The organism is Apibacter sp. HY039 (genome assembly GCF_004023655.1).
GTDB classification, from domain to species: Bacteria; Bacteroidota; Bacteroidia; order Flavobacteriales; family Weeksellaceae; genus Apibacter; species Apibacter raozihei.
Map to the genome: position 1 here is coordinate 760,117 of NZ_SAYM01000001.1, position 14,997 is coordinate 775,113.

Annotated in this window: 12 protein-coding genes; 11 read left to right on the forward strand and 1 reads right to left on the reverse strand. The window is 31.7% G+C overall.

Translation table 11 applies throughout. The features are described 5' to 3' along the window. Positions 1 to 54 precede the first annotated feature (54 nt). The 10 genes from EQ921_RS03390 to EQ921_RS03435 all read left to right on the forward strand — a co-directional run bounded on the left by EQ921_RS03390 (position 55) and on the right by EQ921_RS03435 (position 11,408). Complete coding sequence (locus EQ921_RS03390) at positions 55 to 630, forward strand: GNAT family N-acetyltransferase (protein WP_128330556.1); 576 nt, start codon at positions 55 to 57, stop codon at positions 628 to 630. Between the two features lie 125 nt (positions 631 to 755). Next, positions 756 to 1,493, forward strand: a complete 738-nt coding sequence (locus tag EQ921_RS03395; RefSeq protein WP_164875569.1) for a helix-turn-helix transcriptional regulator — start codon at positions 756 to 758, stop codon at positions 1,491 to 1,493. 395 nt (positions 1,494 to 1,888) lie between these two features. Continuing rightward, entirely contained in the window at positions 1,889 to 2,959 is a 1,071-nt protein-coding gene (locus EQ921_RS03400; protein WP_128330558.1) for a LysM domain-containing protein, read from the forward strand. 2 nt (positions 2,960 to 2,961) lie between these two features. Next, on the forward strand, positions 2,962 to 3,465 hold the full coding sequence (locus EQ921_RS03405; protein WP_128330559.1) for a hypothetical protein: 504 nt from the start codon (positions 2,962 to 2,964) through the stop codon (positions 3,463 to 3,465). A gap of 1 nt (position 3,466) precedes the next feature. After that, positions 3,467 to 3,967, forward strand: coding sequence for a hypothetical protein (locus EQ921_RS03410; RefSeq protein ID WP_128330560.1), 501 nt, complete (start codon positions 3,467 to 3,469; stop codon positions 3,965 to 3,967). Between the two features lie 3 nt (positions 3,968 to 3,970). Further along, complete coding sequence (locus EQ921_RS03415; RefSeq protein WP_128330561.1) at positions 3,971 to 5,224, forward strand: PAAR-like protein; 1,254 nt, start codon at positions 3,971 to 3,973, stop codon at positions 5,222 to 5,224. A 144-nt stretch (positions 5,225 to 5,368) separates the two neighbouring features. Further along, positions 5,369 to 5,866 (forward strand): hypothetical protein, encoded by a 498-nt coding sequence (locus tag EQ921_RS03420; protein ID WP_221410460.1) that lies wholly within the window; start codon positions 5,369 to 5,371, stop codon positions 5,864 to 5,866. A gap of 267 nt (positions 5,867 to 6,133) precedes the next feature. Further along, the gene (locus EQ921_RS03425) at positions 6,134 to 9,052 is read left to right on the forward strand and encodes a VIT domain-containing protein (protein ID WP_128330563.1); all 2,919 of its coding nucleotides are present in this window, start codon (positions 6,134 to 6,136) and stop codon (positions 9,050 to 9,052) included. Between the two features lie 296 nt (positions 9,053 to 9,348). Then, on the forward strand, positions 9,349 to 9,957 hold the full coding sequence (locus EQ921_RS03430) for a trans-aconitate 2-methyltransferase (RefSeq protein ID WP_255424426.1): 609 nt from the start codon (positions 9,349 to 9,351) through the stop codon (positions 9,955 to 9,957). A 110-nt stretch (positions 9,958 to 10,067) separates the two neighbouring features. Further along, complete coding sequence (locus tag EQ921_RS03435; RefSeq protein ID WP_128330565.1) at positions 10,068 to 11,408, forward strand: DEAD/DEAH box helicase; 1,341 nt, start codon at positions 10,068 to 10,070, stop codon at positions 11,406 to 11,408. A 221-nt stretch (positions 11,409 to 11,629) separates the two neighbouring features. Here the strand turns inward: EQ921_RS03435 and EQ921_RS03440 are convergent, their stop codons facing one another. After that, positions 11,630 to 12,982: an FAD-dependent oxidoreductase gene (locus EQ921_RS03440; RefSeq protein ID WP_128330566.1), complete on the reverse strand. Its 1,353-nt coding sequence runs from the start codon at positions 12,980 to 12,982 to the stop codon at positions 11,630 to 11,632. A gap of 363 nt (positions 12,983 to 13,345) precedes the next feature. Here EQ921_RS03440 and EQ921_RS03445 point away from each other — a divergent pair, with 363 nt between their 5' ends. Further along, a complete protein-coding gene (locus EQ921_RS03445) occupies positions 13,346 to 14,968 on the forward strand; it encodes a phosphoethanolamine transferase (RefSeq protein ID WP_128330567.1) in 1,623 nt (540 codons plus the stop codon). Positions 14,969 to 14,997: the final 29 nt, after the last annotated feature.

Here is a 14,997-nt window from a genome sequence, read left to right on the forward strand (position 1 = left end):
TTTTATCTTAAATTAGCCTTTTATTTTATTCTTACCAGTTATAAAATTTGATTTATGAAAAAAGCAATAAGTGAAAATTATACTAAAATTAACTATATACTGACAAAAGCTTTTGTAAATAATAAATCTGTGAATTATGTTTTAAAACAAAAAAAAGAAAAATATATTTCAAGATTAATGGACTATTCTTTATATCAGGGTGAAAAATTTGGAGATATATTTTTAAATGAAGAAGAAACTGCCTGTGCCATACTTATAGACCACAAAATAAAGAAAACTACATCAGGAACCTTTATACAGGATATAAAATTTGCCTGTTGTATTAGTGGATTAAAAAACGCCCATAAAGTAATAAAAAAAGAAAGGATCACTCATGAAACATTGCCTAAAAACATGAATTTTATTCAGTTATGGTTTCTAGGAGTGGATGTCTTACAGCAGGGAAAAGGTAAAGGTTCTGGTTTTCTACAGGAGATTATAGAATATTATAAAGGAAAAAAAGAAGCTATTGTATTAGAAACATCAACTATGCAAAATATTACATTTTATGAAAAAAATGGTTTTAAAATATATGGTGTAAATAAAGATGATTTTGGATTTGATTTTTATTTTTTTATATATAAATATTAATAATGTTTGGTACAGAAGTTCATTTTATTACATTCATTTATATTTGCATCGCTTTTATTAATTTATTCCCAGTATTATTAAATATTACTAAAAGGAAATATAAAGGATATCATATAAAATTTTTTATGCTATCAGTATGTATTCTATTAAATAATTTGACATCTGGACTTCTGCCAGATAGCAACTTAAGTATAAATATCCTTTCCCAGAATATATTGGCTTATGTTGTAGGATTAAGTACAACTATATATTATTTTTATTACATATATACAGAACATGATATTAAAGTCATTGAATTTGTAAATTTTTATTTTATACTGATAGTATGCAGCCTCAGTTTAGTACTTCTTTTTATACTTCCTTATACTATTACAAATAATCTTGTTTTATCAAGAAATATTTTCTTAGTAATTCCTATACTTATTATTACAATAGTTTTCTTTAATACTAGTTATCAGGAGTTTATAAAATGGGGAATTATTCACGATAAAATTAATAGATTTAGAATTATTTCAGGAATAATGGGATTATTCAGTATATATTCCTTACCTATTATTATGTTAATATTAGGTGATAATCAGGATATAGAGCAGAGTTTATATACTTTAGGTTTTTTATTTTTGATGATCTCTTATTATTTATATGATAAAGATTTATCCTCTCATGATGAAATTCAAAATTTGACCCCTAGAGAAAAAGAAATTTTTATAATTGTAGTTGAAAATCCAGAAATAAAATATGTAGACTTAAGCGAACAATTACATATTTCAGAAAAAACTTTTTCGGCACATATGTCAAATATTTATAAAAAATTAGATATAAGAGGAAAAAAAGAACTATTAAAAAAATATCCAATAAGATAATATTTTTTTAACTTATCTTATTTAAAACCAAAACTATAAAAAACCTTAGATTGAACCCTTAGAGTATTTAAACCCTTTTTAAGTCTTTATTTCTTGATTGTTTTTAGCTTATTTCTAATCTTTGAACTTTACAAATTTAAAATTCAAAGATTATGGATAATTTAAAATATCAAATTGCTACTAATTATGGGAAGATTATATTTCTATTCCAGTATTTTTATTATATTTCATTCAGTAAGAAATTTTCAATATTTTTTAAAAATTATATTCAAGCTAATACAAAATCCTATTTTGATAAAAGACATATATCGAAAGAAGAAATTTTATTCATGAAAATTATACGTAAAATTTAAACAAAATAAATTTTATCTTAAAATAGCTTTGTTTTTAAAACTATGGAATACAAAATACATATAGTAGATGGAGAAGAGAAACTATCTTCTATTGCTGATAAATACAATACCACACCAGAAGCGATAAAAGCTCTGAATCCCCATATGAAAACTTTTGGAGGTTTTATTGGAGGAACGTTTGTTTCTTATGGGCAGAAAATTAAAATTCCAATTAAAATTCAAGAACAAGTAAATGTAGAACGAAAACAAGGAGATACCATCCCTGAAGGAGAATTTATAAAACAAGCTCGTTATCGATGCAGACAAGATAATTTAATAACCATAGATGGCACTCCTAATTTCTCTTGTGAACTCAAAACACAATATTTATTTTCTACTTTAGATAAAGAAGAACAAAAATACTTGAATGTTACATTAGAAGATTATATTACTTCCATACAGCCTCAAGGAATGCAAGAAGCCTTTGAACTTATCAAACAAATAGAACTAATAAGAAATCAAATTATTTTTACTCAAGACAATACAGGTATAATATCTAAAATTCATAATTTAGGAACACTTGAGAATAACTGGAAAAGGTTTTTAAATAAAGAAGTTAAAAATATTCCCTTTTTTCAGGAACTGGAAAAAAGAAGCTCTGATACTATTAAAGATTTTATTAAAAATGGTAATAAAGAGTTTTCCAGTAATAGAGAATTAGCAGAAGTATTGGATAAAAATTTGTTCTATCATATTTTGCTCAAAGCAAATTTAGAGGATGACTTAAAAGAATACACTTTAAATCAGCAATCACAAATATTCCCTAATATAAAGTTACAAACCCAAATAGTTAAAAGTATAGCTACAGAAGATGATTTAACTACTACCTACCGATTAGTAGGAACTTTAAATAAAGAGAATTTGGATGAAAAAGAATTACTAAGATTATATACAGAGATGTATCAACCATTAATAAAATTCTCTTATACGGAATTTGACTATATCTACCGAATTACTTATGTAATAGAGAACAAAACAGGGTTGTTAATTAATGCCAGTGCTTCATTAAGTGAACAAATCAAAAATAATTATGAAATTATTACTAAATTTGAGCTAAAAATGATAGAGTTATAAACATGTATAAAGAGAATGAAATTATAAAGGTCAAAGCATATAATTATAAGATAATTCAAAAATATATTTTATTAAGCATGCCCTTTTTTATTTTAGGTATCTATTTGATAACACAAATAAATGCAAAGTTCTTATTTGTGGGGTGTGTAATACTTTTTGGATGTATATACAGTACAGTTTTATATAAAATTAAAAAAAGCATAACAGAAATTATATTTGAGGAAAATGATATTAATATAGAAAATTGTAAGATAAATATCTCTGAAATATTAAATTATAACTTATTTAAATTTTCTTTGCAAAATTTTTGTGTTTTAAGAATAAAAACTAAAAAAATATCTCAACAATTCTTTTTTATAGACATAAAGGAAAAGGATATAATAAATGATTACTTTTCAAATAGTACGATTAGCTTAGTTAGAAAAGGGGAATTTATCAATATACTACCTATTGTAGTAATTTTTATATTTATGATTATCACTTCATTAATAGTTAGTTATCTATAGTATGATTAAGAGAAAAGCATATAATTATTCTACTATGATGAAAACCGCTTATTTATGGTTGCCTGTTTTTACCGTAGTATTATTTATATGTTTTTATTTTGAAAAACTACGTTTTTTTTTGTTTCTGACAGTAGGAGCTGCAACGTACGGATTAATTTTAAATCAGATGAAGAAAAAATCTATTCAGATTATTTTTTCAGAAAATAGTATAACTATTACTATTGATAAATATACTATTCTATTGTCAGATATTGAAAACTATCACATTTGTTTACCTCTTAATGAGTTATTCATGTTACGAATAAAAACAAAAGATAAAAATCTAATAACCTATATTGGAAAAGAATTTAAAGAAGAAGTTGAAATATTTTTTAAAAGCACTTCCATTCCAGAAAGTAAAACTTCTTATGATACTTTTCTGAAATATAGTCATTTAATCCTACCTTTTGTAGGATTATTTATTTGTCTAATAGTTGATATTATATATGAAAAAATAAAATGAGAAATGAGTAAAGCCTATATACCTAAAGATACTTGGGTAGTTTGTACTTATCAGCTAAATACGGACCCTAAAAAATTGGATGTAACCAGAGCTAAAGTTTCTGTGTTTTATAAGAAAGATAAGGCTCTTTTAACTGTAGAAGATAAGAATACAGATAAAAAATTTATTTGTAAAAGTCCTATGAATATAGTCATGGGAATAGGAGGACTATTTATAGGACTTGTTTTGGCTTCTAATCCTGTTGGCTGGGTTATAGCAGGAGCTATAGCCGTAGTAGTGGTGGCAGCAGCGGTTACAATTATTACTCATAGTTGCACTTCTCATTTACAAAAAGGGAAATGGATAAATTTTAAAGAAACAGTTTATTTTAATGGGCATAGAGCAATTACCCAATCATCTATGCTTATGTGTGATAGTGGAGGAATGTTACAGCCTATTATTAGCTATGATGTGGCTTGTAAAGCTGCTAAAGCTATTGCCTGGGAAAATATTAAGGAAACAACAGTGGTAACAGCAGGAGCCATTGCATCAGGTTTTCTAATGGGTAAAGGAGGTGGTTTTTTGAATGCAATGAAAGGTATATTTACTAAATTAGGAGCTTTGTTTACTCTTGGAGGTATCGGAACAACTTATGCTATGACCTCCTATCAACAGTACATAATGAGAGGTAATGAAGCTTATGCAGATAATGAGATTTATCAAAGAATGAATAATGCAGATACAAAGGATTACAGCGATATTAAAACTATAGGCGAAGAAACTGGGAAATCTCTAAAAGATGCAGCTTTATCAGGAGCACCACCGAATGTTAAAGATTTAGCAGGAGTGGTACAATTATATAGAACGGGACAATTAATTATACAAGATGCAGCCTTACAGGCTCAATTTGAGAAATTAGCTACTATGAATAGACAACAATTAAATACTAGTGAATTAGCTAAAAATATATGGAGAGAGGTACAAGCTAATCCTAAGTATGAAAATGTTTATAATGCAGTCAAAAGAAATAGTAATTATAATCAAAACAGGGTTACACCAGCAATGAGAAATAATGCTATATCTCACTTGGATGATAGTGTCAATAATAATAAATGGTCGTTGAATAATCCTAATTCTTTACTATCCAAAGGAGCTTCTATTGCTCTTTTCTTTGTTCCATTGATAAGTGGATATTTTTCTGAAAATGCAAGAAGGAAATTAGCAGATATAGCCGTACAGGATGCAACAGACAGTATTAGTGTTAGAACAAGTAAATAATTTTTCAATCAGAAAGTAAATTTATTTTTAACTATTAAATTGGACCTAAAGAAGAATTACTTACTTTAGTAGAGAATAAATTTTGTCAAGCTGATAAATAAGCCTAAGATTGATTTTACTACTAAACTTTCTGCTCGCATCGGAATGGAGGATGTCAAAGAGATACTTTGTCTGATTCGTGATAAAGAGGGGCGAAAAGAAAAATTATATACCCTGGTTAGAGGGGCAGATGAAACGGTAGGGTATTATGCCGCCTGGGTTTTTACCCATTTAACCTCTCAAGAGAATCCATGGTTATACCCTAAACAAAATGAATTAATAGATGAGGTGTTGACTTGTAAACATGGAGGTAAGCGAAGGCTTATACTGAATTTACTTTACAAACAACCCTTCGTCCAAGAGATTAGGGTAGATTTTCTTGATTTCTGTTTGGAAAGAATGAGTTCTGTCGAAGAACTTCCCGGAGTAAAATCGTTGTGTATAAAGATAGCCTATGAATTGTGCTTTCCTTTTCCGGAATTAACCAATGAGCTTAGAACAACGCTTGAGATGATGGAAGAGTATCAAAGTCCAGCCATATTGAGCATCAAAAACAACGTATTAAAAGCGATGCAAAAAGGGAAGAGGTTACCAAAAGTTTAAACATCATTACGGACACTACAGATACATCTAAATATAGCTAAGTATTTACTAGGTAAATATGAGGAGATAACCGCATCTGCATTTCACTTACTCTTTATTGCCCAATGGGAAACTCGGTTTTTTTTCTTTAGGATCAGCGGGTAGTTTTTATACATCCCATAGCACGGGAATTTAATGAGTACGATTAAATTTTTCAAAAAATATATGGAAAATTAGGATGAGTTGCATCTAATAATAAAAATAAGTAACTCATTAAAACAAATACGTATGAAAAACATATTTTTCATGATTCTCGCATTATACGGATGGTTTGCCTTTGTCCCTTTAACAGGACAAGAAACTAAAACCGTTATGCCAAGAATACTCATTGACGGTTCCCGTCCGGATGAAAATTCCATACAACTAAAATCTATGGATATACAGGTAGAAATTTTCGGTAATCTGGCCAAAACTACTACTACGCTGGTATTTACCAATTCTTCTCACCGCAACCTCGAAGGAAATTTAGTCTTTCCTTTACCCGAAACGGCATCGGTCAGCGGGTATGCGATAGACATCAACGGAAAATTGAGGAATGCGGTTCCCGTTGCTAAAGCTCGGGCAGTTGAGGTATTAGAAAGTATACAGAAGCAAAATGTAGATCCCGGAATTCTGGAAAAAGTGGAAGGAAATAATTTCAGAACCCGAATATCCCCCATACCGGCCCAAGGTTCCCGAACCGTGCAGTTATCCTATTACCAGACCCTAAAGTCAGATAAATTTAGTTATCAGTACCATTTGCTGCTGAATTCCGGTAAAAAAATTTCACAGTTTACCCTTACAACAAAAGTATATCAGACAGGTTACAAACCTATTTTGGTAGAATCGCCGGATGGCTCTTTTAATTTCTCTCAAAATAACCACGTTTACGAAGCCAGTCTATCAAAAGCAGACTTTCTTCCTACGAAATCATTAATTATCAGATTGCCTCAGGTAAAAAATAAAATAGAATCATTTACCCAGAATAACGTAGATGGATCTGTGTGTTTTTATGCACCTTTATTGCAGGAAATTCCATCTACCCCCAAAGTGTGGTCTAAAAATATTGGAATTATCTGGGATAATTCTTTGAGTGGATTAAAAAGAGACCATGAAAAAGAATTGCAGCTTATTGATAAAATCGTATCACAGGAAAAAGAGTTAAATATAGAAGTTTCCTTAGTAAACATTAATCTGGAAAAAAGTAAGCTATTTAAAATAAAGAATGGAGACTGGTCAGAGCTCAAACAATATTTGCAAACGATAACCTATGACGGAGGAACCAATTATTCAAAAATAAATAGTTTGAGCTTAAAAGCCGATGAATACCTGATGTTTTCAGACGGTATTTCATCTTTTGGTTCTAATGAGCTTTATTTGAACAAGCCTGTGTATACCATTTCTTCCGCATCAACCTCCAATTTAGGAGTACTTAAATATATTGCTCAAAAAACCAGAGGTAAATTTATAAATCTTAATGAAGAGTCGGTTGATGATGCTTTTACTAAATTAAACAGAAATACGCTTCAGTTTTTAGGAATTAAGAATGAAACGGTTTCTGAAGTTTACCCTATGTTGGGGACGGAAGTGGATCAGGATTTTTCAGTTTCAGGAATTTCTAAGAGTAAGAATTCAAAGCTGATCATTTTATTAGGAAGAAACGGAAAAGTAGAAATTCAAAAAGAAATTGATTTAGAAAACTCTTCGCAAAATTTAGAAATAAGTAAAATTTGGGCGCAGCATAAAATAGATTTCCTGGAAATGAATGCTGAGAAAAATAAAGAGGAAATAGAGCAGATAGGAAAACAATTTTCAATAGTTACAGCCCATACCAGTTTTATAGTACTGGAAAATGTATCCGATTATGTGAAATATCAAATCAATCCGCCCGCAGAACTTCAGAAAGAGTATAATCGATTAGTAAAGCAAGGCTGGACACAAAAAGAGACCCGTAAATCTAATCTGTTACAAATAGCCATTGCCAAAGCCAGGGAGTTACAAGATTGGTGGAAAAAAGATTTTAAGCCTGTCAAACCCAAATACCCTCAGCCGGTTAAAGATACTGTTATAGCCAATTGGGAAGAGGTAGCCCAAATGAGAAATGTACACCCGGTACCTCCGCCAGATATGCACGAACAACAATATATGTCAGTCAGTAGTATTGTTTTAGATGAAAATCAACAGAAATCCTTTTCTTCCAATAAACGGGTAGTAGGTAAAATGATAAAGGAAGAAAAAGCTGGTGAAATTCCCGAAATCAAAATTATGGATGTAAAATCAGATAAGGAATATATTAAATTGATTGAGGCTTCAAAAAGTCCGTATGATACTTATCTGGAACTTAGAAAAGAATATATAGAAACTCCTTCTTTTTATTTTGATGTAGCCAGCTATTTCTTTCAGAAAAAAGATAAGGTAACAGGCTTAAAAATTTTAAGTTCATTGGCAGATTTAGGCTTAGAAAATGCAGAATTGTATAAAATGCTGGCTTATAAGCTGAAAGAAATTGAAGAATATCCCGCAGAATTGTTTATTACAAAAAAAGTTCTGGATTGGAGACCTTTTGATGCTCAAAGTTACCGTGACTATGCATTGGCTTTGCAGGATAATAAACAATACCAGCAGGCATTAGAACATTTATATAAGGTGCTGACTAACGACTATTCCGTAGAAATAGCCAATAGAGATCGTGATATTACCGAAATTATAGTACCGGAAATTAATAATCTGGTTTCACTATATCCTAAAGAATTAAATCTTTCAAAAATAGACTCCAAAATTATTGTAGATATTCCGGTAGATATACGTGTAGTCATGAATTGGAATAAAGATATGACAGATATTGATTTATGGGTAACAGATCCTAATGGGGAAAAGTGCTATTATGGTCATCGTTCTACAGCAATTGGAGGACGAAACAGTGAAGATGTTACTCAGGGATTTGGCCCCGAACAATTTATGCTGAAAAAAGCAATTCCGGGCAAATATAAAATACAAACCAATTTTTTTGCTGAGAGACAAATGAGTATTACCGGACCTACCACCATTTCCGTAGAAATATTCCTTATGTATAGCTCAGGAAAACAGACTAAGAAAATGATTACTTTTCAAAATAATAATCCTGACAGAGGAAATGAAGGTATTTTAATAGGAGAGTTTGAGTTTTAGAGTATTTGGAAGATTTAATCTCTTTCTTCATAATTTACATGATTTAAAAAAACAACACCGCTACATACCATGTAGCGGTGTTGTTTTTGAATAATATAATGGAGAAGTATTAACTGTTCCTATACCCAAACTAAATTTAAACAAATCAATAAGATTTTTTATCTTATAAAAAGATTTTGTATATTAGGTGGTTTATTGATATTGTTTAAGAAACACAAGATAAAATATGGAAAATAGAGTTAAAAAATCATTTTGAAAATGAAGCACAAGAATATGATGAAATAATTATAAAACTGATTCCTTATTATAAAGAAATGATTCATGCGATTGTGGCTGCTATCCCATTTAGCTCTGACAAAGAGATTGATGTTATGGATTTGGGGTGCGGCACGGGTACCATTAGTTTGGGCGTTCGCGAAAAATATTCATTAGCTAAATTTACAATGGTGGATATTGCAGAAAATATGATTAGGATAGCTCAACAAAAATTAGGAATAACCACTCAAAGTATACATGCAGACTTTAACGATTTCAATTTCGATAAACAGTATGATGTAATTATCTCTTCTCTGGCTCTACATCATTTAGAAACAGATGCAGATAAACAACTTTTCTACAATAAAATTTATAAAGCCTTAAAAAAAGAGGGAATTTTTATTAATGGAGATGTGGTCAAAGCTCAAACAGAACAATTACAGGAAACTTTTACAGAGGAATGGGTTAACTATATGAAACGTTCTGTGGATATAAGAGAAATCGAAGAAAAATGGTTGCCTAATTATTATGCTGAAGATAGACCCATCTCATTGATGAATCATCTTGCAGTGTTGGGAAAATCCGGATTTAAGGATATTGATGTCATTTGGAAATATTATGGTTTTTCCGTTTATAAAGGAAGCAAGTAGTATATATTTAAACAGAAGATCTTTTTATAAATTACCCTAACTTATTACTTTAAAATAAGTGAAATAAAAGACCCGTATACACCCATAAGATAATAGTGTATCTTTGCAGTATGAAAGAAGAAAATCCTGACAAAAATATATTATCCAATATCGGAATTGAAAGTCTAAATCCTATGCAGCTGGCAGCGCAAGATGCTATAGTGAAAGATTCTGAGGTGGTATTATTATCTCCCACAGGTTCAGGGAAAACCTTAGCATTCTTACTGCCTGTTCTACAATTGTTAGAGGATAACATTTCCAAAGTACAGGTATTGGTAGTTGTTCCCTCACGGGAATTAGCCTTGCAGATAGAACAGGTTTGGAAAAAGATGGGTACCTCTTTCAAGGTTAATGTTTGCTATGGAGGTCATTCTTTGGATACCGAATTGAAAAATTTAAGTAGTCCTCCGGCTTTGCTTATTGGAACACCCGGAAGGTTGACCGATCATTTAGAAAGGAAATCTTTCGATACTTCCTTTATTAAAACCTTGGTGTTGGATGAGTTTGATAAATGTCTCCAGTTAGGATTTCAGGAAGAAATGAGTATGATTATTGAAAAACTACCTAATCTGGAAAAGAGAATTCTTCTTTCAGCAACCTCTGATGTGGAAATTCCCGATTTTGTAGGAATGGAATCTCCCATAGTTCTCTCTTATCTGGAAGAAGAAAAAAGTGAGGCTCTATCGCTTAAGAAGGTTTTATCTCCGGAGAAAGACAAAATAGATACTTTGGCAGATCTTTTATGCTCCTTAGACTCTGAACCTGCATTGATTTTCTGTAATCACAGAGAAGTAACCGAGCGGGTGAGCGATTTATTAAATAACAAAGGAATATTGGCCGGGTATTATCACGGAGGAATGGACCAGGAAGATCGGGAACGGGTTTTGATACAATTCCGAAACGGGAGTTTAAATTATTTGGTAACTACCGATTTAGCTGCTCGTGGATTGGATATTCCGGAAATGAATCATGTGATCCATTATCATTTGCCGGGAAAAGAAAGCGAGTTTATTCATCGTAACGGTCGTACTGCGCGTATGCAGGCAGAAGGAACGGCTTATATTATACATTTTGAAGGAGATGCATTAGCTGATTATATTCCTGATCATTTAGAAGTTCTTCCGTTAAAAAGTGGTAATCCTTTGCCTAAAGATCCGGAATACAAAACTATCTATATTAGCGGAGGTAAAAAAAATAAGCTTAATAAAGGAGATATAGTAGGATTCTTTTTACAAAAAGGAAAACTAGGGAAAAATGATTTAGGAATTATTGAAGTAAAAGACTTTATTTCCTTTGCTGCCGTACGCAAATCAGCGGTTCGTTCATTACTGGAAAATATTAAAGGAGAGAAAATGAAAGGCAAAAAATATAAAATTGAAATAGCCAGAAACGTAATTAAAAAAGAAGAATAAGTACCTGTACAGATTTTTCAAATAATTTCGTAGAGAAACAGCGCAAACTAGATTTAATATATCCTAACAAAAGCCCGGAAGAAAAAATCTGTGATTAGATGTGTCTTCCGGGCGGTAGTTTTAATTAAACATAGGAGGTTAGAACTATAAGTTTTCCCACTATTTTAAAAAATTGTTTTTTTACTATACTTTTTTTGGTTTTTTTTAAGCGTAGTACAATTTTAAATACTTGGAGTATCAGATTTCAGGGACTCAGTGATAAGCAAAGCTTCTCTTTCTCCGGATCTGACAGCTCCTTCAAAATATCCGTTCCATACCGTAGCTGTTTCTGTTCCTGCCCAGTGAATGCTGCCTACAGGTTTACGAACCTGATCGGAATAAAGAATAAATCCACCGGTTGGAAAGTGCGCGGCAAAACAGCCTTGAGTGTAAGCTTTGTCCTGCCAGTTATACTCTATCAGGTCAAGAGCATCTAAAGCTTCGTCACCATACATGACAGCAAGCTCCTTCAAAAGAATTTCTTTTCTTACCTGTTTATCTGCCTGCACTATATCCGTACTAAACCCATAAACGAAAAAGGTGATAATTCCCTCCGGATGTCCCGGAACCGAATTGTCTATGGTTTCAGTGATATAACCATCGGTAGTTAGAGTTTGCCCAGAAAGTCCTTTATCCCGCCAGAAAGGTCGTGAATAAACAGCGTGATACTTTAACGCTCTGCCAGGAAGCTGATTTTGAATAGTTCGTTGCTTTTTAACCGGAAGCGGAGGGAAAAAACGAATGTAACTATTGGTAACTACCGGAGGGGTGCAGATAATAACTTTCTTAGCTTTAAATATACGATGATCAGAGGTATGAACGGTAACACAAGTATCGCAATGATCAATTCTTACTACTTCTGCATTAAAAAATATATGTTCTCTTCCCAGATCATCAGCCATTCGGGAGGCCAGTTCCTGCGGTCCTCCGACCAGGCGATCCTGCTGCGCTCCGCCTTCAGCAGAAGTCAGTATTTTTACCCCCTGTCCGCTGGCAACATAGTAAAGTCCCTGTAAGAGAGATATTTCACAGGAGTCCACAGTTAATAAAGCTCCGGTAATAATCCTATTGATAAATTCTACAATTACATCATCAGAGGTATGAGAACGAATCCATTCTAAAAAAGTGATTTTATCATATTCCTCAGCGTTAGGACTCAACATAGGATTTTCCAGGTTAATCGACTCAATCAACCGATCTATTTCATTCATTATGGCATAGGCCTCAGCCGGTACATCTTCTATTGGTAAACCGTTTACCATGTATTGTGCTGCTCCGAATAGCTGACTAGGAAATAAATCAATCTGATATTTATTTACCAGTTCATACATACGATCCTGCGTAGGACCAATCCATTGTCCTCCCAAATCTATCTGGAGTCCGCTCTCCAGGTATCTGGTTTTAGTTCTCCCGCCTACACGGTTCCGGGCTTCCAGTATCAGACTGGAAATCCCGTTTTCTTTTAATTTTAATGCAGCAGACAATCCGGCAAATCCGGCACCAATGATTAAAACTTCTGTTTCTTTTGTTTTCATAAATTAAATATTTATTTAAAATTTGTTTTTATACGATATATTATTCAATTGTTTTTATAATAAGTTTCAAAAATACTGCCTTAAAACGTTAGAATTCAGTTTGAAAATATTTGCATGTTTTTTTTATTTATATTTTATTGATATATAGGTTGCTGCATTTTTTTTAGAACATGATGTTCTTTTTTAAACTTCTTTGGCATGATTGTATGTGTGTGTAAATATTTGAAAAAAAGAATATTAACTTTAGATTGAAATTATACGGATACTATTTATTACAGCGAATCAAATCTTTATAATTCAAAAAATAATCCGTATAAAAAAATGTATATTTATAAGTATATTTGCAGTTTTTAAACGCTGCTCATGGTTAAAGTTTTTAAGTTCTTTTATAACTATAAATTTACTGTAGTTCTTATTGGTTTTCTTACACTGCTCTGCTTCTTATACGCTAAACAGGGGCTCTATTATGCATTTTTGCTTTCCATTCCCGGTGTTTTAAGTTTAGTACTTCTTATTAATTGGTTAGCAAAAATCAAATATTCATTGTTCTTTACTCTGATATTATCATTGATTATAGCTTTAGATGCCTATTTTGCAATTATTTTTAAAAATCCGGTCTCTTTGGGAGGAATGGCTTCTATATTTGAAACAAACACACAAGAAGCCTGGGGAGCTATGAGGCAGGCTTTAGTGCCCGGGTTACTTGCAATTGCAGGTTGTATTGCTATCGTCTTACTGTCTCGTAAAGAATTAAAAACATCAGGTATTTCAAAGAAAAAATCAATTATTTTCCTAAGTATTTATTTAGGTGTATTTGTTCCCTTCAGTCTGCTACTTATTATCAATCAGACCGAAAGGTTAAATTTGGAATACAAAGAAAATCCTGTTTTAACAGTTCAGAAGGTTTCTTCAATATGTTTACCGGTGGTTTATAATGATCTGATTACGATAGTGGCTTACAAAAATGAAATGAGAAGGTTTAAACAGTTTAGTAGTATAGACAGGAAGTTGCCTGAAAAAATTACTTTTTTAAATTCTGAAAATTCTCCGGAAAAAATTTTTATGGTCATTGGTGAAAGTTCCTGGCGAAGCCGGTACTCTCTTTACGGTAATTCAGTTCAAACAACACCATTTTTAGACAGTTTGTCCACTGCAGGTCACAACCTCAAATATTATAACGCTGTAAGTCCGTCTCCGATCACCCGCGAAGCTTTAAAAATTATACTAAGCTTTTCTACCCCATTTCAGAGTCAGTCATTTTTCAATCAAAAAAATATTATAGAACTGGCGAAAGATGCAGGATATGAAACTGTTTGGATTTCAAATCAGGCAAAAATAGGAATGTTTGATAGTTATATCGGTTTTATAGCTTCCGGTGCAGATGATAGTTACTTTACTGAAGTTCGCGGAGATAATAAAACCAAAGACGATTTGCAGCTGATAGATATTTTAAAGGAAAAATCTAAGCCGGGCAGGAAACAGTTTATTGTTATACATTTGATGGGAAGCCATATGTGGTATGGAGACAAGTCAGATGAAATTGATAAAAGTAAAATTAATGGTGAATGGGGTTTTGAGCTGCTGTATGATAGATCCATTCATCATACGGATAGAGTTCTGAGGGAAGTTTTTCAAATTGCGGATAAAGAAAAAAAATATCTAATGATGTATTTTCCTGATCATGGGGAAAGAATAGGCGAAGGGCATGGTTTTTTAGGACGTGGCTCTCATCAGTTTGAAATTCCCTATATAACAATAAACAGAGAGTTTGAAAAGATTAATGAAATAATTCCTCAATATATCGATAAAGAAGCTTTGCTGCTTAATAGTTCAAACACCATTTATATTATGGCAGAAGTGTTAGGATATAAAATACCGGAAGAATTTAAATCAAGAGCAATTAATGATGGTAAATATATCTATCATGTGGATTCCAAACCTTATTTGTATGCAGATATCGAAAAAGAAAATGAAAAAATCAACTGAAGGAAATAAGCAATAAACCAGTAAGATAA

Excerpts from the sequence above, each read along its gene's own strand:
- EQ921_RS03410 (WP_128330560.1), top strand. The coding sequence starts at position 3,467 with ATGATTAAGAGAAAAGCATATAATTATTCTACTATGATGAAAACCGCT.
- EQ921_RS03435 (WP_128330565.1), top strand. The coding sequence starts at position 10,068 with ATGAAAGAAGAAAATCCTGACAAAAATATATTATCCAATATCGGAATT.
- EQ921_RS03440 (WP_128330566.1), bottom strand. The coding sequence starts at position 12,982 with ATGAAAACAAAAGAAACAGAAGTTTTAATCATTGGTGCCGGATTTGCC.
- EQ921_RS03400 (WP_128330558.1), top strand. The coding sequence starts at position 1,889 with ATGGAATACAAAATACATATAGTAGATGGAGAAGAGAAACTATCTTCT.
- EQ921_RS03445 (WP_128330567.1), top strand. The coding sequence starts at position 13,346 with ATGGTTAAAGTTTTTAAGTTCTTTTATAACTATAAATTTACTGTAGTT.
- EQ921_RS03420 (WP_221410460.1), top strand. The coding sequence starts at position 5,369 with ATGGAGGATGTCAAAGAGATACTTTGTCTGATTCGTGATAAAGAGGGG.
- EQ921_RS03425 (WP_128330563.1), top strand. The coding sequence starts at position 6,134 with ATGAAAAACATATTTTTCATGATTCTCGCATTATACGGATGGTTTGCC.
- EQ921_RS03405 (WP_128330559.1), top strand. The coding sequence starts at position 2,962 with ATGTATAAAGAGAATGAAATTATAAAGGTCAAAGCATATAATTATAAG.
- EQ921_RS03390 (WP_128330556.1), top strand. The coding sequence starts at position 55 with ATGAAAAAAGCAATAAGTGAAAATTATACTAAAATTAACTATATACTG.
- EQ921_RS03395 (WP_164875569.1), top strand. The coding sequence starts at position 756 with ATGCTATCAGTATGTATTCTATTAAATAATTTGACATCTGGACTTCTG.
- EQ921_RS03415 (WP_128330561.1), top strand. The coding sequence starts at position 3,971 with ATGAGTAAAGCCTATATACCTAAAGATACTTGGGTAGTTTGTACTTAT.